The following is a 22677-nucleotide window of genomic DNA, read 5'->3' as shown; positions in this document are numbered from 1 at the left end:
TAGCCGTTAGTTATCTTGTCCCACTCAACCTTTCACTAGCCGTCATTAAAGAGCCTAAAACTGTTAAATAAGCCTCGATCGCTCTCGATAGGATCGGATATTTTTTTCTGCGAACCGTCACGCATTCCTTGATGAAAAAATTCCAGTTGGATTGACAAAGCTGATCGAAGGCGACTGAAATTGTGACTGTGAGCGATCGCGCCGTATGGTACCAACCACAGGGAATAAACATGGTTTCACCGGCTGAGATGACGACAGTTGTTGGGGTTGCTTGAGCAAAAAGTGGGTAGTTTTTAATATCTGGATTGTGGTGATTCTCAATGTCAGATAACCAAGGAGAGTCTTTGCGAGGGTAAAGATAAGGCTGCTGCTCTGGTGGAAATAGTGTAAATTCCTTTTCACCATACACTTGACTAATAAAGGCATACAAACCTAAGTAATCGTAATGTAGGTAAGGAAATTCTCCGCCTGGCCCTCCAAAAAAAATTTCTAGATCGTATAAACTATTCAAGCACACGCTAGGGATTAAGGGATTTGGAGTGCGATCGGGGATAGTAATGCTAGGTCTAGGTGTTACATAAGGTACTAATTCAGCAAATTCTTTGCGTAAGTCCATCTTCAAAGGATAAGGAGCGGGGTTGTCTTTGGTTGAATTGACCAAGAGATCCATCAACTCCGCAACCTTGTAAGGTTTATCCGCAAGAACAATAATTCTTTCAGCAAATTTTTCTTTAAAAAATTCCGGTGTAAACTCTGTTGTTGCTCGCCAATCTTTTGAAAGATCCGTAATAATTACGGGTTTATTCGGATTGCGGTATTCGTCCACAAATTCTTGATGAGTTAGACCACTGCGGCGATCTACCTGCAACTTTTGTGTGGTTGTAGTCATAAGTTTTTATTCCTTGTAGTCTCGATCTAAATAATGTAGAGAGTTTCTCTAACTGAGGATTGGTTGAAAATAGCAAAGTACAACCTGTGTGTTTGGGGTGGCGACAGTCCACAAGATAGACGATAAATTAATGTTCCACATTGACAATAACACGATTAAAACAGTTGTGTAAAGATAGACTTAGGAAAAAAGTTCCTATACTTTAGTTGAGAGGGCTAATATTTTCCCGATAGATTTTTCTATTTACTCTTCTCTAGCTACCATGCTAGCTGCAAAAAAATAGCTAGAATGCAGCTAGGATAAGTATTATAGCGATCTATCTTTGGTAGCAATACCCTTATTTACTAGGATCTTATTTTAATAACAGCTTTACCAATTCTTTACAATGAGCCATACTCCTTAATAAAATCAACATATTTTGGAGGGCTTGGTTGTTAACAATTCTTAACTATGGCGATCCTTTTTGGTCAATAACAACTTATTATAATTAAGTCTGATATTATTATAGTTATACGTAAGTATTATTTCCTTAACTCTTCAACTCTTCTAGCTGCTTCTATCCTCCCCTTGATCTTGAGGTTAATTACTGGCTAGTTACCGTGAATTTGTCTGCTTTTGTAAGCTGGTCTTCATCTTGGAGTTAATTACTGGATAATTAGCGTAAGTTTATTTGCATCCGCAAGCGTTACCCAACAACAAAATACCCCCACCTAAAAAGGTGAGGGTATTTAACTTAATGGAACTGGGCAGAATCGAACTGCCGTCCAAAGCGGGTATTAGCTTCCCGATCGCTCACAGGTTTAGCCTATCTGATCCTCTAGGCGGGAACTATCCATTGTCCCGGATTGTGGGATGCTCCGGTATGTTCTTTCCAAATTAGCCTACCAGAGGAAACTAATTAGGGCATCCGTTGGGGTTTTGTCTGTAATCCTTAACGGAGTCAAACTACAGACGCTCGAACCGTGTTATGGGTTATTAAGCAGCTACAGTAGCGGCTTTACGAGCAAAAGGTACAATGTTGTTTGCACTTATTGTTTGTTGAGCCCGGTATTTCCGAGAGAAGACTCACTCTCGACCTGCATCACGGAGTAGCGTTCGCCACCCTGTCGAAACCATTACAGCCCCTTGTTTGCATATATCTATATTAAACAATTCTAAGTGGGCTGTCAAGTCGGCTAGGGAAGAGGGGCTAGGGGCTAGGGGCTAGGGAAGAAAGGGGCTAGGGGCTAGGGGCTAGGGGCTAGGGAAGAGGTAAAATCGAGATTACTTCTTCATTTTCGTCTTAAAAAGTTTAATTTCTAATTACTAACTTCTAGCTCCCTCTTCCCCTTCTTCCCTAGTCCCCTCTGCCCCTCTCTTCCCCTAGTCCCTAGCCCCTAGCCCCTAGCCCCCCTCTTTTCCTCTCTTCCCCTAGCCCCTAGCCCCTAGTCCCTAGCCCCTAGCCCCTCTTTTCCCCCAGTCCTACTTACTTCAAATGCAGAAACTTATCCAATGCAGCCACAACCGCAGGCGGCCAGCGGCGAATGGTTGCTACCCAATTTAGGTCTTTATAACGACTATCGAGCCCAACAGCGGCCACCCAATTACTCTCAGCTTCTCCATGCTGTCCCGTTTCCCAAAGGGCCGCAGTTAATGCTGCTCGCATATCGGCAAATTTTGGGTATCTGCGGACTAAATTTTTCATTGTGGTGATAGCTTCAGCAGTTTCGCCAGTTTGGTAAAGAGTGAGGGCGTAATTAGCACGGGCAAAGGCGTATTCGGGAGCTAAGTCAGCAGCTTTGCGGTAGTCTGCGATCGCAAGATCCCACTCTCCTAAACCCGCTTCTGCATTCCCTCGGTTATTGTAAGCGGCTGGATCTTCAGGGTCTAATTCTAGTACACGATTATAAGATGCGATCGCCTCTGACCACCGCCCCAAACCCTCCAAAGCCGTGCCTCGATTTAAATAAGGATCGGGAGCGTCAGGAGCCAATTCGCTCGCTTTCTCATAGTCTAAAAGCGCCTCCTCTAGCTTATTTTGACTTACTCTAGAATTGCCGCGATTGCTCCAAGCTGGGGCAATTTCTGGGAACTTCTCAACAATCTGCGTCCAGAAACTCTCAGCCTTAATAAAATCGCCCTTATTCGTAGCAGCAAAAGCTTTCTGCACCAGTTCGCCTAATTCTTCCTGGGGATTAGCAGCTTCTGGTGTTGAAGAAAGCGCGATCGCGTGAGTTAAATTACCCAACCAAGTGATTGCGATCACTAAAGTAACAGTCAAAGATGTCAAAATTAAGCGAATCATAGCGATTTCAGCAGTTCAATTTTACTTAACTCAATTATTAACTTAAATTCTCTATAATGAAGATTTTTTTCTAATTCAAACTCCGCTAAACTATAGTCAGCATTTACTATCGGCAATCAGGGGGTGGGATCGCGCTACTGCTATCAAGACTCCCAGCCACCTTTCCGTCCTCTACAATCTCGCTGGGCACTCCAGATTTTTTTCTAACTCTAAGAGCCTGGTGACAGATTGAGAAGCCTCGCAAGTATAGCCCGCCGCGCACGCAGGCGTAACTTAAAAAAATCATGAACAGTAATTTAACTTCTGTCAAGCAATTAGCTTACAGAACTGTATTTATCTATGCCTTTTTCAGTAGCCTGTGGATTTTGCTTTCCGACACGGTACTAGGTAGTCTGACCCAGACCTCTGGATTTTTCACTAATATACAAACCCTTAAAGGGTGGGTATTTGTCCTAGTTACCAGTGGTTTAATCTATGCTCTAATTCGCCGAAATTTCCACTCCCTCCAAGAAAGCTACAACCTCTTAGAGGCAATCATTGAAGGTACGACAGATGCAATCTTTGTTAAAGACATTGAAGGGCGCTACCTGATGGTTAACTCCACAACTGCTCAGCTCTTAGGAAGACCAAAATCGGAAATTTTAGGCAAAGACGATCGGAATTTTTTCTCTCTAGAAACTGCTAGCCAATACCAAGAAAATGACCGCGCAATTTTCGCGAGTGGGGAGACTCAAACTATCGAAGAATTTGGGATAATCAATAATATCAAGCGAGTTTACATTGCCACAAAATACCTCTGCCGCGACAAGAGCGGCAAGACCATTGGCTTAATTGGCATCTCGCGAGATATCACTGAGATCAAACAGGCAACAGAAGTATTGCAAAAAACAAAAGAAAAATTGCAAGCTGTAGTTTCTGCTGCGCCACTGGCAATTTTTGTAACAGATCGCCAGAATTATGTAAAAATGTGGAACCCAGCGGCAGAGAAAATTTTGGGCTGGCGGGAAACGGAAGTTTTAAACAGTCCTCTTCCGATTATTCCACCCCAGAAACAGGAGGAATGTGAGGTTGTGCGCGATCGCGTCTTCCAAGGTGACTCCTTGGTGAATTTAGAAGCTAAAGCAGTGAAGCGCAACGGCAGCGAGATCGATATTTCTCTTTCCCTAGCGCCTTTATATGACATTGACGGTCAGATCAACAGCATTCTATCAGTCATTGCTGACATCAGCGATCGCAAACGTGCAGAAGAAGAGCGCGATCGCTTAATCGAGGAACTTCGACAACAAACCGAAGATTTGACAGCCCTTAACATTGTCACTGGCAACAGCATCAGCACCTTGAGACTAGAAGAACTGCTGAACGTGCTCTTAGAAAGAATTGTAACAGTAATGAAGGCTGACAGAGCGGCCATCCTGTTAATAGGAGAAGAGGAAGCAGCTACTACACTATCTGTACGCGCCAGCATTGGAGTTGAGACCGGAATCAGCGCTAGCACAATCCCCATTGGAGAAGGCTTTCCCGGCATCATCGCCGCCACTAGAAAACCGCTGTATGTAGAAGATGCCCAGACTGACGGGCGGGTATGCAACGAGTATATTCAAGATTGCGGAATTCGTACCATGCTAGGCTTACCCCTGAAGCGCTACGACACTTTAGTAGGCGTTCTCCATGTAGATTGGTGTAGCATTCATCCCTACAGCGATCGCGAACTACATTTATTAGAAATTACCGCCGAACGCTGTGCAATGGCAATACTTAACGCCCAGCTATATCAACAAACCAAAGAATTACAAGAACGCCTCCAGTTACAAATTGAACGAATGCCAATTGGATATATTTTCACCGATCCAGAATCCCGAATTCAAGAGTGGAATCCTGCCGCCGAACAAATATTTGGCTTTAGCAAAGAAGAAGTTTTAGGCAGACATTACGACATAATCGTTCCCCCAGAAGTTCGTAGCGAGATCGGAGATATTTTCCAGCAGCTATTTCACAGCGAACATACGAAGCAAAATGTTAATGAAAACCTCACTAAAACAGGTGAAATTATCACCTGTGACTGGCAAAATACAACGATAAAAAAAGAAGACGGCGCGGTAATTGGAGTATTGTCAATGGTACAAAACATTACCTTACAACAGCGGGCAGAAAAGCAGTTGTGGAAGTATGCTTTTTACGACCAAATTACTGATTTGCCCAATCAGACTTTTTTTATAGCTTGGCTCAAACAGTTTGCCGTGCGATCTCTCTGTGAGGAAACAACTTTATTCGCCGTACTTTACCTTGACCTCAGCCGCTTTCAGCTTGTAAAATATAGCATGGGGCAGAAAGTGGCGAACGAACTGCTAATGGCTGTAGCAGAAAGACTGCAAACTTGTCGCCCTAAAAATGATGAGTTCGAGCAGCTTCCTAAAATTAATAGCATTGCTCATGTCGGGCCAGACGAGTTTGCGATCTTATTGGAAAATATTCAGGAAGAAAGCGATGCGATCGCGATCGCCGAACACATCCAGCAGCAATTAAGCGCACCCTTCAAATTAGATGGCTGCGAATTATTCACAGACTCCAGCATCGGCATTGTCTTGAGTTCTATTAATTATCAGCAACCAGAACAACTTTTGCAAGCTGCCGAAACTGCGATGAACCAAGCCAAAGGGTTAGGAAAAAGCCGCTATGCCGTTTTTAATACATCAATGCAAGAACGAGCTGTCAGACCTTTACATTTAGATGCCGATTTACGACGAGCTTTAGAAAATAGAGAATTTCAAGTTTATTATCAGCCTATTTTGTCCCTGGTTAACCATCAAATCATCGGTTTTGAAGCTTTAGTTCGTTGGCTGCATCCAGAGAGGGGTTTAGTTTCGCCTGCGGAGTTCATTCCCCTAGCAGAAGAAAGTAGTTTAATTATACCACTAGGCGCGTGGGTTCTCTGCGAAGCAACAAGTCAAATTATGGCATGGCAGCAAAAATTCCCTACTAATCCTCCTTTATCGATCAGTGTCAATGTTTCGGCAGTGCAATTGGTTCAATCCTGCTTTATAGAGCGAATCGATCGCTTGCTAAAAGAGACAGGAATTAACCCTTTGAGCTTGAAATTAGAGATTACAGAAACAGCAGTTATGGAAAATGCTAAATCGGTAACAAATATTCTGGAATACCTGAAAGATCGGGGAATTCACTTGAGTATAGACGACTTCGGCACGGGATATTCATCTCTTTCATATCTGCATACATTTCCTTTTGACACTTTGAAAATCGATCGTGCCTTTGTTAGCCGCATGAGCATAGATCCTAAGAATTTAGAAATTATCCGCACTATCATCATATTAGCTCACAATTTAGGCATGGATTTGGTAGCAGAAGGAATAGAAACAAGAGAGCAGTTAAATCAATTGCAACAGCTACAATGCGAACATGGACAAGGCTATTTATTCTCGCGACCAGTAGATAGGGAAGCCGCCGAAAGATTGCTGGAAATGCAACTCAGTTCTGGAGGGTCAAATTCTTAGGTATACTTTAATTACATGATTTTATTTACAATCGGTTTTTACCGTGTTTGTAACTGGCGATCGCTTGATTTAACTGATTTATAACTTACGCAGGGAGTCCTAGAAACCGGGTTTTTGAGAGCATCTGTGGGTCACAACGAAGTATTTTCGTCAAAAAACCCGGTTTCTGTGGTTGCGTGCGTGAGTCCTGGGATTGTTCGCGAGACGGGGGAGGTTTGCCACTCTTCCCTTTCCACTAGAGTATGTACTTCCCAACTGGTAGAAGTATCGGGATAATCGCTACGATAATGTCCCCCACGACTTTCAGTCCGAAATAGTGAACTTTTGAGGATGAGATAGCCAATATCTAATAAATTCATGGTTTCGGCTGCTAGCTTTAATTGTTGTTCCGCTGTAACTAACTCAAATTCGATATTGTTGCTGGGAGATAAATTGAGGATATATTTACTAATTTCTAGATTTGCCAATTGAGAACGCCAAGCACTAACTTGAGCGATCGCCTCTGTTAGCAGAGACTGCGATCGACAAATCCCCGCACTATGCCACATCAGGGCCGGTAACTTTTCTCTTACTAACTCTAATACCTCTATTTCCTGACTCCAGTCTCCCACCTCGACTGTCCAAGATTTGACCTCACTACTAGCGATCGCTTCCACTTCCAACTTGTGCAATTGTGCTGCAAAGACTATACATTCGAGTAAAGAATTACTCGCCAAACGATTTGCGCCATGCACCCCTGTACTGGCAGTCTCGCCGATCGCATATAATCCCTTAATCGAAGTAGAAGTCATCAAATCTACCGCCACCCCTCCCATCCAATAATGCGCCGCAGGTGCTACAGGTATGGGTTGCTGGAAAATATCAATCCCCCACTGCTGACATTTTTGGATAATATTCGGAAAGCGATGGCGAATTTGTGCCGGTGCGATCGCTCGTAAGTCTAAATAAACATTAGCTCCAGCCGGATCGGACGCAGTTTTTTCTAAATGGTTAAAAATCGCCCGACTCACTACATCTCGTGGTGCTAACTCTCCCTGGGGATGGTAGTCAAAAGCAAAACGCTTTCCATCACCATCTACCAAATGCGCCCCCTCTCCTCGTACTGCTTCGCTAATCAGAAAGTGAGGTGCGCCCGGTTGACTTAAAGCAGTGGGATGAAATTGCACGAACTCTAAATCCCGCATTACCGCTCCCGCCCGCCAAGCTAGGGCGACACCATCTCCGGTACTGACTGACGGATTCGTAGTTTTGGCAAAAATTTGCCCTCCGCCACCGGTGGCTAAAACCACTGCATTTGCCCTAAGCCACAGGATTTGATTTTGGTATAGCAGACTAATACCCTGACAACAATCAGTTTCAGGATGTCGCCACAAACTCAAGGCTAGGGCTTGGGGTAATACCTGGATATTGGGCTGTTCTGATACTTTGGCGGTGAGGATATCAACGATCGCTCGTCCGGTGGTATCTTGGGAATGCAAGACGCGAGAGCGAGAGTGAGCTGCTTCTAGAGTTGTTGCTAGTTTGTTTTCTTTGCGATCAAAGGCTACACCAAGTTTTAATAAAGAAGCGATCGCTTCTGGAGCATTTTCTACGAGAAATTCTACGGCTGCGCGATCGCACAAACCCGCTCCCGCGTGTAAAGTATCTTCCAGATGTAGTTGTGGGGAATCATCATCTGCGATCGCGGCGGCGATTCCTCCTTGTGCCCATTTACTCGAACCGGTTCTCAGTTTGTCTTTAGTAACTAAGCCTACACGATAACGTTCTGGCAAACACAGACTAGCATAAAGTCCGGCTGCTCCCGATCCGACTACAATAACGTCAAAGTGTGATGGAATATTTAAGGATGACGAGTTAGGTGAGTTCAATATTTTCTCCAAATCTAAAAGAATTTTGTGGTTGATTTCCAGATATTCAACTCGTAGTATATTAGGTTATGGAAAAATTTACTTGTTCTTAAGCTTTGTCAGAATTATCAATCTAGGTTGCAGCTTGGGTGTTATAGCAGGAGGCAGGAGGAAGAAGGCAGGAGGCAGGAGGAAAATGCAATACTAGAAATGGTTTGGGGGATTGAGAATGTCCTAACAGTTGTGGCGGTTGCTATAATACTTTTTAAACCTGCGATCGCTCACGCGATAATTCTAAATTTTCTTAATTTGAACAATTTTTAGAGATAGCAAAGTATGAAATCAAAAAAGATCGAGCAGCTAGCTACAAATTGAGACTTTCAATCGATCGAACTAAATTTTATTTTCACTATTTAGTTCCAGAAGCTAGGCGCGTCTTCTCTCTTTTAAATAATTCTTTCTTTTAAATAATCTATAAAATGAAGTTGACACTCAATTTTAATTCAGGAATAAACCTTTAGTTCGCTACAAAATAGCTTAGGACTGATACCAAATCCGGCTTTACTACCCCTTTATTGTCATTGCGAGTTGCGAGGCGGTAAATCCTACAGAATTTACCGCCTCGCAAGCTGCGATCGGATGCAAGCTGAGCAAAGAAGCGCGATCGCCCTTTGCATCTGTCGCCTTTGCAAATGTGGGCAACAGATGACAAAGATTAAGCGATCGCCATTAATAACTAATTTGCAAAGTCACCGACGCTTCCACCTGCTGTTCCCCTCCGACTACGGGAGTCGCAGCCTCCTTATCGTTGCTTACGGCCGCAAAACGAGGCTGAAATATTGGTGGTGGGGGACTCGCACCATTCACCTGAACGCTGACAACCTCACCTCGCTTGAGGTTCAGCGCCCCCAAAACCGCATCCGCTTGAATTTGAGCATCTTGAGTCGCTTCGCGTAGCGCTTGCTGCTGGGCCGATGCGATCGCGCTTTCCGCCGCTACAAAACTCACGCCATCAATTCGCGTCGCCCCCGCCTTCACCGCATCATCCAACAAAGTCCCCGCAGATTCAGTATTGATGCGGAAACTAACAGTATTAGTCGCAACATATCCGATCAACTTTTGCTTATTATTCTCATAGTTGTACATAGGACTGAGCGTAATCCCAGTAGTTTCCAATTTGTCTACATTACGCGATCGCAACAGCGACACCACCGCCGCCGATCGCTTCGCCGCTTCCTGCTGCACCTCCGCCGCCGTTTGTCCCTGCACCTCAACTCCCAAACGCACTTGAGTTAAAGTAGTAGGAATTGCTTCCATACCCCTACCAGTCACCGTTAGCGTTCTCAGGCGTTGCTCCTGCGCCATTGCGGGGTCTAAACCAGTAAAACCGATCAAACTCAGAGTTAAACATAAAGCTGTCAACAGACTCCGGGGTTTAATTTGGTAGGTGGATGCGCTAATTCGATTCATAAACCTTATTTTCCTCACATAGAACAGATGGCATACTCTTACTGTGCCATCGCAACTCGCAGAGATCCGGTTGGTTACACTTTTCGCAACTTATAGCTTTCTCCCCTTCTGGCTTCTACCTCTGCTTTCTGCGATCGCCCAGACTTCCCCTGAGTCTATCTCTACAACAGACCCATTTTGGGAAAAAAGTATTTTTCATGAAAGTGTAGTGTTTTTTTGCCTACACTGTCTTATATTAATAAAAATCAGGATTTACCCACTCACTACCATTTTCTGTCATTAGGAATCAAGCATCGCGCAGTCGCAAGGGTAGGAAGCCAGCCCAAAGCAATGCCAAATTTTGATTATTCGTGAGTAATGCTTAAGTCCTGTAAATTTGACTTCTAGCTCAGAGGTGATTGAATGACTTGGTTTTTTGTTACTCCTTTGGTAATTGCTCTCGCAGTGACTTTTATTTTTAAGAATTGCGCTAACGAAGCCGCCTATCTTGCCGGAACAATTGTCACGATCAGCTTAATTATAAGTTTGTTTTTAGCTCCTTGGCAAATCAAGGCATTACTTTTAATCTTCGTAATTTTAGCTAGTAGAAAGCTCTTGCAGTCAATTCATCCTGTTGATGATGAAGAGAAGAAAATTAACCTCACTTATCGCGGTGCTAACTATGAAGCTTTCCCTCCCTCAGTTGAAGTCTGCGATGGAGAAATTACAGGCAAATATCGCGGTCAAATTTGGAGAACGCCGAAGCTAAAAAATACTACTGTGGTGACAGCAGGGATGAAATATCGAGGTGCTCCTGTTAAGTCAGAACAAGCCATCGTGCCTGCGGTGGAAAAAGATATGAATCTTGAATGATTAATTTTGACGAGTTAGCAAGTGCGATTACTGATAGGATTATTGTACCGCTCGGAATGTAGCTGGTACTCAAGATAATTCTCCCACAGATTTTAGCCGAGTGTTGATAAAAAGCATCCGCAGAAATAGCTCAGAGTCAGCCTCAAAATGGGGTAGCTGCGGGTGTAGTTGTCCCTCTTGGGTTCCGGTTAGGAATTGTGGCAGCGATTTTGGTTGGAGGCTTGCTTAAGCAAAAACTATCTGTCAAATGATAAAATAGTTAAAAGTTGCAAAAATAGTGGTACAAAACTATGTCAGAAGTCAGCCATTCACCAACAGAACAGATAGCAACACATCCTCTAGAAAATGTGTTTGAGAAATTAAAATATCTAGTGGAAAGTATGGAATTAGAACTTGAAGTTGCACCACACGACTACAAGGCGCATCAAGATTTATTGCGAAGAACTATTAAAGCTGCTGAGAGCGGTCTTCAGATACCAGATGAAGCTTGGCCTGATAGTGAAAAAAATATTTCCAGGGAACCAAAAGAGCTAACTAAGGAAGACTTGGAATTTCTAGAGAGCACTACTGACTGGCCAATAGAAGTAGAAATAGGCCAAGAGATTGACGATGAAGCTTTAGATAATTGGTTGAGACAACGTGGCTACAAAATCTAATTACTTGGTCAAGATTAACCCCCTGGTAAATACGCAAGACTTACCAAATTTACCAGAACAGCTACAGGAAGAATTTTCAGTCTATCAGCTTGTTTTGGCTAAGAATCCCTATCAGCCTCGCGGCGTACCAAGTCACGATCTAGACGGTAGACTGAATGGCTACCGCACTTTAGATATAAATTGGGATGGAATTGCCTATCGGCTGGTTTATCGGATATATGAATCTCCAACTCCTAAACGGGTGTTTATTATTAGTTTTGAGGAACACGATCCTGCTTACGATAAAGCTAAAGAGCGCACTGGTAGAGCTAGGTAAAAAGGGGAAAACGGCACGATTAGTGAGCAATTAACAACTATCTATCAGGGCAGGGAGTGTACAATTTATGCAGAAAATGGTAGCCTAGTCTATAGACATTATTTCTGTCTCTTGCAACAACGCCCTGGGGCCCGCACTCACATCGCCATGACACCAACTACTGATTTTCTCAGCCAACTCAACCCCTCACAGCGCCAATCCGTCGAGCATTTTTGCGGCCCATTATTAGTAGTAGCAGGCGCAGGTTCCGGCAAAACGCGGGCTCTAACCTATCGAGTTGCTAATTTAATTCGCACCCATCGAGTCGATCCTGATAATATCCTCGCCGTAACTTTTACGAACAAAGCGGCGCGGGAAATGAAAGAGAGAATAGAGAAATTGTTTGCAACTGGGCAAGCTGAGGCGAAATATGGTAAACCATTAGAAGCATTAGCACCTGATGAACAGGCAAGACTGCGATCGGGGGTTTATAGAAATTATATCAAACCTCTGTGGGTAGGTACATTTCACAGTCTTTGTGCTCGGATTCTCCGCTACGACATCGAGAAATTTCAAGACGAAAAAGGTCGTCGCTGGCGGAAAAATTTCTCCATTATCGATGAATCTGATGCTCAAAGTCTGGTGAAAGATATCGTCACCCGACAGCTAAATCTGGACGACAAAAAATTTGAACCCCGTAATGTTCGCTACGCAATTAGCAATGCTAAAAACCAAGGCTTATCTCCCAGAGAAGTCGAATTAGAACAACCGAATTATCGGGGAAAAGTAATCGCTGATGCCTACAATCTTTATCAAGATGCTCTCGCTGCTAACAACGGACTAGACTTCGATGATTTAATTCGCGTACCCGTACAATTGTTCAGTCAAAACGAGTCAGTATTGGGTTACTGGCATCAAAAATTTAGCCATATTTTAGTAGACGAATACCAAGATACCAACCGCGTCCAGTATGACTTAATTCGCCTGTTAGCCACAAATAACGAAGATCCCCAAACATTTACAAACTGGGAAAGACGCTCTATTTTTGTAGTGGGTGATGTCGATCAAGCGATTTATTCTTTCCGCATGGCAGACTTCAAAATTCTGCTCGATTTTCAGAAAGACTTCGGCGACGGTTTGGCGGACGATGATACCCGGACAATGGTAAAATTAGAGGAGAATTATCGCTCCAGAGACAACATTTTACACGCTGCTAATGCCCTAATTGAAAACAACACCGAACGCATCGATAAAGTATTGCGGCCAACTCGCGGGGAGGGAGAACCAATTTGTGTAGAGCGCGCGGATGATGAAATTCAAGAGGCAGAATTTGTCACCAATGAAATTACAGGACTGGTGCGGAAGAATCCCGAATTAAAATGGGGAGATTTTGCTATATTATACCGCACAAATGCCCAATCGCGCAACTTTGAAGAGTGTCTAGTGCGGTGGAGTATACCTTACAATTTAGTTGGCGGCTTGAAGTTTTATGACCGCAAAGAAGTTAAAGATGTATTAGCCTATTTAAGATTAATTGTTAATCCTGCGGATACTGTCAGCCTGTTACGAATTATCAACACACCTCGGCGTGGTATTGGCAAAGCTACGACAGATAGGTTAGTACAAGCTGCTCAGCAATTGAATATTCCGCTGTGGGATATTCTAGTTGATGAAGAATCTGTTAACACTTTAGCAGGGCGGACTGCTAAGCCGATTATTGAATTTATGCGGACGATCCGAAAGTGGCAAGAGGAAGTGGCAAATACCTCTGCTTCTGAGGTTGTCCAAGGTATTTTAGAAGAATCTGGTTACATTGATGAGTTAAAAAAACAAGGTACTGATGAAGCAGAAGATCGCATAGAAAACATCAAAGAACTATACAATGCAGTACAGCAATTTGAAGAAGAAAATGCCGAAGAAGCTAAACTAGAAAATTTCTTGGCGAGTGCTGCTTTGAGTTCGGATATGGATAGCATGAAAGAGGAAGAATCGCGGGTTTCTTTGATGACTCTCCACGCTGCGAAAGGGTTAGAATTTCCAGTAGTGTTTTTAGTGGGAATGGAACAGGGATTGTTACCACATTTTCGCAGTTTAGACGATCCTATTGCTTTGGAGGAGGAACGCCGCCTTTGTTATGTTGGGATTACTCGCGCTCAGGAAAGGTTGTTCATTACTTATACCATAGAGCGCCGCACTTGGGGAAATAAGCAGTTAGCTATTCCTTCGATATTTTTAGGAGAATTACCGAGGGAGTTTTTGAGCGGAAATACCGTTAAGAAAAAGACAGCTAAAACACCTGTTTCGCAATCGCCATCTAATAAGTTGAAAGGCAAAACTGGGAATACAAAGTTAATGGATTGGAAGGTAGGAGATCGCGTTGTTCATTCATCTTTTGGACTGGGACAAGTTACCTATATTTTAGGAACTGGCGATAAATTTACTTTGGCGATTAGGTTTTCTGGATCGGGTCAAAAAATCCTCGATCCGAGAACTGCACCGCTGCAAAAAGTGAATTAATCCCAATTCTCCAAAGAAAGTTATGCAACAGTAGAGGCAGGAGGCAGAAGGCAGGAGGCAGAAGTTAGGAGGCTCTTGTAATAAAAATTCTCCAAAAAAGTTATGCAGCAGTTGTGGAAGTTCACTCAACAATGCAGAGGGTCTCAAGAATTTGGAGAATTGGTATAAAATTGTTAATAGTCAATAAGATGAGGTCTGCAAAGTCACTGAAACAGTGTTGCAGTTCTAACAAGCTCTTAAAACTTTATGAAGCTAACATCACAAGCAATTGGAGAGACACAACAATCCACAAAAAAGACGGTGAAAGTTACCTATTTTAAGATTCATGGCGTTTAAAACCGCCCGTTTCGTTTACATCTCCGATGCTCAAACCTCTGAGTTTCCCACTTACCGACATTTTTTATGACTCAACAACAACCCCGCATTTGCATTCTTGGTGGCGGCTTCGGCGGACTCTACACGGCTCTGCGTTTGAGTCAATTACCTTTTGCCAAGCCCCAAAAACCTGAAATTATCTTAGTCGATCGGTGCGATCGCTTCCTGTTTTCTCCCCTGTTATACGAAATCCTCACCGGAGAATTACAAACCTGGGAAATCGCCCCACCCTTTGAAGAATTGTTGAAAGATACGGGTATCCGCTTTTGTCAAGGTACTGTTGCTGCGATTGACATCACCGAAAAGCGAGTGCAGTTGCAAGACGGCCCAGAAATTACTTGCGATCGCTTAGTCTTGGCCCTTGGCGGCGAAACTCCCCTCAATTTAGTTAGTGGCGCAGCCGAACACGCCTTCCCCTTTCGTACTATTAGCGATGCCTACCGCCTCGAAGAACGCCTGCGAATTCTAGAAAGCTCTCAATCTGACAAAATTCGGGTTGCCGTCGTTGGCGGCGGTTATTCTGGGGTAGAATTAGCTTGTAAATTGAGCGATCGCCTCGGCGAAAGAGGACGCTTACGCCTAATCGAACAAAGCGATAAAATTCTCCAAACATCCCCAGATTTTAACCGAGAAGCTGCAAATATTGCCTTAGAAAAACGCCGCGTCTGGATAGACTTAGAAACCAGTGTTGATGCTATTGAGTCCGACACAATTTCTCTAGTTTACAAAGGACAGATCGACATTTTGCCAGTAGATGCCGTTTTATGGACGGTAGGAATGATTGTATCCCCGATGGTACGTTCGCTTCATCTCCAGCAAAATATTCGCGGTCAATTAATTGTTGAACCGACGTTACAAGTAGTTGATAACCCAGGAATTTTTGCCCTGGGAGATATAACCGAATGCGTAGATGCTGACGGTCAAAAAGTCCCTTCCAGTGCTCAAGTAGCCTTCCAGCAAGCTGACTACACAGCCTGGAATATATGGGCATCACTCACTGACAGACCTTTGCTTCCTTTCCGCTATCAGCCACTCGGAGAAATGTTGACATTAGGAGTTGACAATGCTACTTTTGCGGGTTTAGGAATTAAACTAGACGGTCAAATGGCTCACGTAGCCCGTCGTTTAGCTTATCTCTATCGAATGCCTACATTAGATCATCAAATCAAAGTAGGTTTTAATTGGATAGCTAGACCAATTCAAGAAATGCTTGTAAACTAATTGGTAATTGGTAATTGGTAATTGCTAATTGCTAATTGCTAATGGCTAATTGCTAATGGCGAATATCAAGTCTGGTAAATTACTTGAAATTATATCATTGGGGCAAAGCAAAGCAAAGCAATTTACCAATTACCAATTACCAATTACCAATTACCCATTACCCATTACCCATTACCCATTACCAATGCCTAAAATTATTTTTCTCGATGCTGTTGGTACGCTATTTGGAGTGCGTGGTAGTGTAGGGGAAGCTTACACCAAAATAACTAGCCGTTTTGGAGTAGAAGTTTCTCCCGAATTATTAAATCAAGCTTTCCTTCAAAGCTTTACCTCAGCAACTCCGATGGCATTTCCCGGCGTAGACTTTGCCAAAATTCCCGAAATGGAATTTGATTGGTGGCATAAACTTGCCATCCAAACCTTCCAAACAGCAGGCGTATTTACCAAATTCTCAGACTTTTCTAGTTTCTTTATTGAACTATACAAATACTTTGCCACTGCTGAACCTTGGTTTCTCTATCCCGATGTCAAACCAGCATTAGAAAGATGGCAAAATCAAGGAATTGAGTTAGCAGTATTGTCTAACTTTGATTCGCGCCTCTATTCGGTATTAAAGGCACTTAATTTAGCTGATTTTTTCACATCTATAACAATTTCTACAGAAGTAGGTGCAGCCAAACCAGATCCCCAAATTTTTCTCACTGCTTTACAAAAATCCTCATTTTCGGCCGTAGAAGCTTTACATATAGGTGACAGCTTTAAAGCTGACTATCAAGGTGCGAAAGCGGCTGGAATTAAAGCAATCTTACTTAATCGAGAACAAACTTCAGCGGATCAAATTCCTATAATTGAGCAAGATTTTCAACAGTGTACAAGTCTTGATATTTTGTACTTTTAAGTTGATAATATAATATGACGCTGCCCTCTGGGTGGTAAATATATCACCCAGATAGCAGCGTTACAAAGATCAAAAATTTCCTCACTTAGCCCTAACATGACAGAATCCCGACTCAAAAATATTTTAGCTGACACTCTTACCGTTTTTTGGGGAGATTGGTTAGATTTACGAGTTAGAATACTCCCGGTTGCTGCTGCGGGTTTAGTATCGCCAATCATCTATATTTTAGCATTTGGTTTGGGGTTGGGTAGTTCCTTGCCTAAACCCGCCATTGGGGGTAATTACTTAGAGTTTATGTTACCGGGAATGGTAGCTTTATCCTCAATGACTATCAGTTTTAGCGGTACTGTATTTTCCATTTGTGGGGAACGCCTCTATACCAAAACTTTTGAGGAATTATTGTTACTACCAGTGCATCCTTTAGCTTTGCATACTGGTAAAATGCTAGCAGGAATTGTCCGAGGTTTACTGACTTCTGCTTCAGTGATTTTAGTAGCAGTTTTGTTCACTCAAAAGCTAGTATTTCTCAATCCCCTATTTTTGCTAGTGATAGTCCTTAATTGTGCGGTATTTTCTGGTTTAGGCGTAATTGTTGGGTTGACAGTAAAATCGCTGGAAGCTGTCGGCTTATATAACAATTTTCTCATAGTTCCCATGTCATTTTTGGGAGCAACTTTTTTCGACCCTGCAACTTTGCCAATGGCTTTAAAAACCATAGTTTATCTCTTACCACTGACTTATGCTAGTATTGGCTTGAGAGCCGCTGCCTACGATTTAACTAAGTTTCCTTGGTATATTGTACCAATTTTATTGGGTGCAGCAGTGATTTTTTCTCTAATTGGGGCTCGCCAATTTTCGACGCAGCAGGATTAGTTGAAGTTGATAAATACTAATAGGAATTAGAAAGTTATCACCTAACACCGCCCTCTGGGCGGTATCTCTACCATCCAGAAGTCAGCATTACAACTATGATGAGTATAGAAAAGAGTTTTCAGATAGCTTTAAACTATCAACAAAACGAACAATTTCAAGAAGCGGAATCGATTTATCTGCAAATATTAGCAGTGCAAAAAAATCATATTGAGAGTATAAGTAACTTAGGCGTTATTTATAAAAGACAAGGGGATATAGAAAAAGCCATAGAGTTTTATAGATTATCGCTTTCTTTTGATTCTAACTATAAAATTGGCTTGTCTAATTTAGCTAACTGTCTGATGGAATTAGAGGAATTTAATGAAGCTATTATCTGTTTTAAACGTTTGGTAGAAATCGAACCAACTTATTTAAATGGTTTCAGACAAATTGGAGCAATTTTAATTCAAAAAGGTCAATTAGATGAAGCAATTACCTATTTTAAAATAGTCTTAGAAAAATCGTCTGCTGATGTTGAGTCTCTTTGGTCAATTGGAAATATATTAGTACGGCAAAATCACCTCATTGAAGCCAGAGATATATTTACAAATGTTTTGCAAATAAATCCCAGTCACGTTAACGCTCAGAAATGGTTATCTTTTGTCAATCATTTATTGAGCGACAATAATAAAGTTTCCTTTGATTATCAAGAAAATCCTGTGAATTTTGAGATTACAGGGAAAAATCTAGGTGTTGAAATTGCTCACATTTCAGGTCATTTTTATGAATTAGCGGAGTTGGAATTTATAGATAAAAATATCAAAGTTAAAAATCCTGTTATTGTAGATGTAGGAGCAAATACGGGCAACCATTTAGTTTATTTTGCCAAAGTAATGACAGCAGCTAAGGTGGTTCCAATTGAGTTTCATCCAGGTGCAATTGAGTTGTTAAAAAGAAATATATTCTTAAATCAACTTAGTAATGTAGATTTATCCAAATTAGGCTATGCTGTGGGCAGATTTCCAGGTAAATCTACTCTGGTAGAACATCCAGCCGGGGATTTGTGTTTAAATGAAGTGGTAGCCAATGAAACAGGGGAAATAGAGATTCTGCCTTTGGATGAATTAGTACAAGAGCCCATAGATTTAATTAAAATCGATGTTGAAGGCTTAGAAGTTGAGGTTTTAGAAGGAGCTAAACAGATATTATTAAAATATCAACCTGATATAATTATCGAAGTTAGGAGAGTGAATCAAAAGAGATTAATGAACTTTTTAGAGACAATTAGTTATCGCGTTCTTAGACAGTTTGATTATTGGAAATATAGTAATTTTTATCTACAACCCATTCGCGAATTAATCCAACCACAGCAACTTTATAGTCAGGTGAACTCTGAATTTTTTAGAGGTAAGTCATTAGAAATATTTTAACAGGACAGGAGTTATGCAAGTCGAGGTCAGAAACCGGGTTTCTTTGTAGATACCTCGTTGAGAATCTTAATTTTTCAGAGAAACCCGGTTTCTTTGGGGTTTCTTTGCAGATAACTCGTGAGCATCTTAATTTTTCAGAGAAACCCGATTTCTTTGCAATTCAGGCTGAAGTTTTTAGGCGTGCTAAATTACAGCTTAATAGAAGCCAATACCTGATAAAGCAACGAGTTAATAAAACCCAATGCAACTGCGCCTAATAATGCACTCCAGATTCCCCACCGCAACCAAAATCCTTCGACTAGCCAAGCAGCTAAACCAAAGATAATCGCGTTGATAACGATGGTAAACAAACCGAAAGTTATCCAGATAAAAGGTAAACCCAAAACAACAAAAACTGGACGAATTAGAGCATTCAATATTCCAAAAACTGCCGCTGAAATTAGAGCTTTGTTAAAGCTGGTAATTTCTACTCCAATCGGCAGTTTAGAAATGATAAAAAAGCTCACCGAAGTCACCAACCAACTAATCAGAATCGGCACAATATTCATCTGCTTACTCCTTGAAAAAACCTATACATTAAACCGGAACAGTAACACATCTCCTTCCTGCACCACATACTCTTTGCCTTCACTACGGACTAAGCCTTTTTCCTTAGCTGCATTCATCGAACCAGTCGCAACTAAATCTTTATAAGCAACAGTTTCTGCGCGAATAAAACCACGCTCAAAATCAGAGTGAATTACGCCGGCTGCTTGCGGTGCTAACATTCCGGCAAGAATTGTCCAGGCGCGAGTTTCCTTTGGCCCACTGGTAAAATATGTCCGCAAACCCAATAATTCATAGGTAGCTCTAATCAGAGATTTTAAGCCGCCTTCTTCCACCCCCAAAGATGCCAGAAAATCTGCTCGTTCTGACTCTGGCAACTCTACTAATTCTGACTCAACTTGAGCAGAAACTACTACAACCTTAGCATTTTCTTTAGATGCTAGTTCTCGCACTTGTTCAACATAATTGTTGCCCCCTGCTAACTCATCCTCAGAGACATTAGCAGCATAGATAATTGGCTTGTTCGTCATCAAACCTAATCCTTTAACAGACTCAGCTTCCTCTTCAGTTAAACTGCACTGTCGCGTTGGTTTACCTTCATTCAAAACTGCTGCCAATTTTTCCAGAGCTCCTAATTCTAGCTGAGCTTCCTTGCTAGTCCGAGCTTGCTTTCGGGTGCGTTCAATTTTCTTTTCAATCTGAGCTAAGTCTGCTAAAATTAACTCTAGATTGATAATATCAATATCTCGTAGCGGATCTACTGAGCCGGCAACGTGAATGATGTCATCATTTTCAAAACAACGTACAACTTGAACAATAGCATCCACTTCTCTGATGTGAGATAAAAACTGGTTCCCTAGTCCTTCTCCCTGACTCGCACCCTTCACCAAACCGGCGATATCAACAAATTCAATCCGCGTCGGTACAATTTGAGCAGAATTGCAAATATTGCTCAGTACGTTTAACCGTTCATCCGGTACCGCCACGACACCCACATTCGGTTCAATCGTGCAGAAAGGAAAATTAGCGGCTGTTGCCTTGGCATTGGCAACCAAGGCATTAAATAAAGTAGATTTGCCTACATTGGGCAATCCGACGATTCCGGCTCTGAGCATAGTAAATTAAAAACATTTTACTATTTGCTAGAATATCAGAAATTCAAGGCGAAGATTTAGAACTAGCTGCGTCCCCTTGCTCGAAATATTCATAAGTCGTCCGAGAAATATCGCGGATTAACTTATCAGCTCCCTTTTCATTTTTAGCGTACTTAACCATCACCGCTACTAGGTAACGCTTGCCACTCGGCATATCCACCATACCCGCATCGGCAACCAAAGAATTAATATTGCCAGTTTTATGAGCAATAATAGCGCCTTCACCCAAACCTCTAGGCAATAAAGAATCATTTTGGGTTTGTCGCATAATGTAAAGCAAGCGATCGCGCGATCGCAACGACACCAAACCCCCCTGATTAATCTGCCCGATTAAATTCACCAACTCCTTGGGACTGGTAGTATTCGTCCCTGCCAAATCGGGTAAATTATTCCGAATAGCCGTCACCGTCAAACCCCAAGTCTGAAACTGTTGATTCAACGCCTCAGCGCCACCTAACAACTCAATCAGCATATTCGTCGCCGTATTATCGCTGATCGCAATCATCTTAGTAGCCACCTCCAGAGCAGTGTATTTCGTCCCTGGGGATTGATCCTGTAACTCCCCAGAACCACTAGCAATATGCTCTGGCCGCAGAGTTAACACCTGGTCTAAGCGCACTCGGCCCTCATCTACAGCCTGGAAAAAAGCCACTAAAATCGGCACTTTAATCGTACTCGCAGCAGCAAAAGCAGCATCGCTACTGACACTAGCGTAGCCTCCGGTATCCAAATCAACGATAAACACTCCCGGCGTGAAATTCAGATTCTGAGCCGCCAACTTATCAATTTCAGCTTTGAGCCCAACCATTTCTTGATTTAGCTGTAGCGTGAGCGTAGCCGGGGATGGAGAAGGCGAAGGACTTTCTGCAACTCCAGAGCTGTTTTGCACTTGCTCCTGCGCTACCGAAGTGGCGTTGGTAAAAGAATTGAGGACTGAAATTACAGTACCCGCAATCACCGCAATACCCACCCCCAAAATCAGCAAGCGAGTAGCGTAAACTACAGGAGAAATCCCCCGCCGCCGAGGACGTTTTGCTACCCGATTTTTAGGTTGTGGCGGCCCTGGATAGGGCGAATTTTGGGGGCGAGTTTTGGGAGTTTGGAAAGAATCGCTTTCTATTTTCCGTCTTTGAGGCGCATCCGCTCGATTGCCAGAACGAGGAAGAGTTGGGCTTTTTTGCTGTTTACGGCTAACAGTATCTGCGATCGCTTGTAGATTTTCGATCTTAGATTTGGGAGTACCCAATTTAGAATTTTGGCTCCCACTTTTACTTAGGGGAGGTTTGGAGGGATTCGATTTGGGACGGGATAATTCTCTCTTATTTCTGTGCTCCGCGATCGGCGTGGGGCCAGAACTTCTACCTTCTCTCCCCATTTCCTTTTCAGGAGGGCGGCGCTGGCGGCGCGACGAATTAGTAGGTTTACCCCCATTGCTGGATTTTGAAGGTTTAGAGTCCGACTCTGAAGAGGAGGATACTACGGAGAATATAGACCTAGTTGGAAACCGCTCAGCCACACCTAACTCCTTCACCACTTAGATTTAAGATTGAAAATTGCGGGCTTGCTCGCAAGAATTAGCGTCGCTAGTCCTGGGGAAAATCGGGCGGCGACGCATCCAGAGTATCATTTACAGCGCTCTTTGGGTAGGTTCGCAATGCCCAATCTATTTGACGGAGAACGCCCCGCAGCATTGACACTTCTGCTGTGGAAGGGTAAGCGCGGTTAAACAAGCGGCGAAATTTTTCCATCCTACTTGCGGCCGTATGGGGATAAATATACCCAATTTTTAACAGTGAAGCTTCTAGCTGCTGATAATAGCCTTCTAAGGCTTCTAGGGGAGCTTGGGTGTTAATTGGTAATTGGTAATTGGTAATTGGTAATT

The 22677-nt window shown here is 42.7% G+C and carries 18 protein-coding genes, 1 other RNA gene and 1 pseudogene; 10 read left to right on the top strand and 10 right to left on the bottom strand.

The features are described from left to right. Positions 1-10 precede the first annotated feature (10 nt). The 3 genes from OSCI_RS01420 to OSCI_RS01415 form a co-directional block, all read right to left on the bottom strand. Complete coding sequence (locus OSCI_RS01420; RefSeq protein WP_007353056.1) at positions 11-889, bottom strand: cupin-like domain-containing protein; 879 nt, start codon at positions 887-889, stop codon at positions 11-13. Positions 890-1623: 734 nt separating this feature from the next. Then, positions 1624-2014: a transfer-messenger RNA gene (gene ssrA, locus OSCI_RS27795) on the bottom strand. A gap of 340 nt (positions 2015-2354) precedes the next feature. Continuing rightward, a complete protein-coding gene (locus OSCI_RS01415) occupies positions 2355-3173 on the bottom strand; it encodes a tetratricopeptide repeat protein (RefSeq protein WP_007353055.1) in 819 nt (272 codons plus the stop codon). 284 nt (positions 3174-3457) lie between these two features. Here OSCI_RS01415 and OSCI_RS01410 point away from each other — a divergent pair, with 284 nt between their 5' ends. Then, positions 3458-6682, top strand: a complete 3225-nt coding sequence (locus OSCI_RS01410; RefSeq protein ID WP_007353054.1) for an EAL domain-containing protein — start codon at positions 3458-3460, stop codon at positions 6680-6682. Positions 6683-6813: 131 nt separating this feature from the next. Here the strand turns inward: OSCI_RS01410 and nadB are convergent, their stop codons facing one another. The 3 genes from nadB to OSCI_RS01395 form a co-directional block, all read right to left on the bottom strand. After that, positions 6814-8550, bottom strand: a complete 1737-nt coding sequence (gene nadB / locus OSCI_RS01405) for an L-aspartate oxidase (protein WP_007353053.1) — start codon at positions 8548-8550, stop codon at positions 6814-6816. A 543-nt stretch (positions 8551-9093) separates the two neighbouring features. Further along, positions 9094-9231, bottom strand: coding sequence for a hypothetical protein (locus OSCI_RS29490; protein WP_157135536.1), 138 nt, complete (start codon positions 9229-9231; stop codon positions 9094-9096). Between the two features lie 27 nt (positions 9232-9258). After that, a complete protein-coding gene (locus OSCI_RS01395) occupies positions 9259-9999 on the bottom strand; it encodes an SIMPL domain-containing protein (protein ID WP_007353051.1) in 741 nt (246 codons plus the stop codon). Between the two features lie 402 nt (positions 10000-10401). Between OSCI_RS01395 and OSCI_RS01390 the strand changes: the two genes are divergently transcribed. From OSCI_RS01390 to OSCI_RS01355, 8 genes are all read left to right on the top strand, one after another. Further along, positions 10402-10851: a DUF4278 domain-containing protein gene (locus tag OSCI_RS01390; protein ID WP_007353050.1), complete on the top strand. Its 450-nt coding sequence runs from the start codon at positions 10402-10404 to the stop codon at positions 10849-10851. A gap of 290 nt (positions 10852-11141) precedes the next feature. After that, positions 11142-11507: a hypothetical protein gene (locus tag OSCI_RS01385; RefSeq protein ID WP_007353049.1), complete on the top strand. Its 366-nt coding sequence runs from the start codon at positions 11142-11144 to the stop codon at positions 11505-11507. After that, positions 11491-11823 carry a hypothetical protein gene (locus tag OSCI_RS01380; protein WP_007353048.1) on the top strand — a complete coding sequence of 111 codons (333 nt, stop codon included), beginning with the start codon at positions 11491-11493 and terminating at the stop codon, positions 11821-11823. Before OSCI_RS01385 ends, OSCI_RS01380 begins: the two co-directional genes overlap by 17 nt. A 147-nt stretch (positions 11824-11970) precedes the next feature. Then, positions 11971-14319: a DNA helicase PcrA gene (pcrA, locus tag OSCI_RS01375; protein ID WP_019487142.1), complete on the top strand. Its 2349-nt coding sequence runs from the start codon at positions 11971-11973 to the stop codon at positions 14317-14319. A 402-nt stretch (positions 14320-14721) separates the two neighbouring features. Continuing rightward, positions 14722-15915: an NAD(P)/FAD-dependent oxidoreductase gene (locus OSCI_RS01370; RefSeq protein ID WP_007353046.1), complete on the top strand. Its 1194-nt coding sequence runs from the start codon at positions 14722-14724 to the stop codon at positions 15913-15915. Positions 15916-16099: 184 nt separating this feature from the next. After that, positions 16100-16813, top strand: coding sequence for an HAD-IA family hydrolase (locus OSCI_RS01365; RefSeq protein WP_234708686.1), 714 nt, complete (start codon positions 16100-16102; stop codon positions 16811-16813). A 96-nt stretch (positions 16814-16909) separates the two neighbouring features. Continuing rightward, positions 16910-17686, top strand: a complete 777-nt coding sequence (locus tag OSCI_RS01360; RefSeq protein ID WP_007353044.1) for an ABC transporter permease — start codon at positions 16910-16912, stop codon at positions 17684-17686. Between the two features lie 95 nt (positions 17687-17781). Further along, positions 17782-19095 (top strand): protein arginine N-methyltransferase, encoded by a 1314-nt coding sequence (locus OSCI_RS01355; protein ID WP_007353043.1) that lies wholly within the window; start codon positions 17782-17784, stop codon positions 19093-19095. Between the two features lie 188 nt (positions 19096-19283). Here OSCI_RS01355 and OSCI_RS01350 read toward each other — a convergent pair whose 3' ends face one another. Genes OSCI_RS01350 through OSCI_RS01340 form a run of 3 tightly spaced genes read right to left on the bottom strand, consistent with a single transcriptional unit; the run spans position 19284 to position 22041 of the window. Further along, on the bottom strand, positions 19284-19643 hold the full coding sequence (locus tag OSCI_RS01350; protein ID WP_007353042.1) for a phage holin family protein: 360 nt from the start codon (positions 19641-19643) through the stop codon (positions 19284-19286). Positions 19644-19664: 21 nt separating this feature from the next. Next, the gene (ychF, locus tag OSCI_RS01345) at positions 19665-20756 is read right to left on the bottom strand and encodes a redox-regulated ATPase YchF (protein WP_007353041.1); all 1092 of its coding nucleotides are present in this window, start codon (positions 20754-20756) and stop codon (positions 19665-19667) included. Between the two features lie 43 nt (positions 20757-20799). After that, on the bottom strand, positions 20800-22041 hold the full coding sequence (locus OSCI_RS01340; RefSeq protein ID WP_007353040.1) for a serine hydrolase: 1242 nt from the start codon (positions 22039-22041) through the stop codon (positions 20800-20802). Positions 22042-22093: 52 nt separating this feature from the next. Between OSCI_RS01340 and OSCI_RS31225 the strand changes: the two genes are divergently transcribed. Next, positions 22094-22333, top strand: a complete 240-nt coding sequence (locus tag OSCI_RS31225) for a hypothetical protein (protein WP_007353039.1) — start codon at positions 22094-22096, stop codon at positions 22331-22333. Positions 22334-22378: 45 nt separating this feature from the next. On the opposite strand, the pseudogene OSCI_RS01335 reads toward OSCI_RS31225, so the two are convergent. Next, a pseudogene (locus OSCI_RS01335) lies at positions 22379-22677 on the bottom strand (RNA methyltransferase); the annotation flags it as partial.

The organism is Kamptonema sp. PCC 6506, from assembly GCF_000180455.1.
GTDB lineage: Bacteria > Cyanobacteriota > Cyanobacteriia > Cyanobacteriales > Microcoleaceae > Kamptonema > Kamptonema formosum.
Note: the sequence above shows the minus strand (reverse complement) of the source record. Positions and strands in the feature narration are given on the sequence as shown.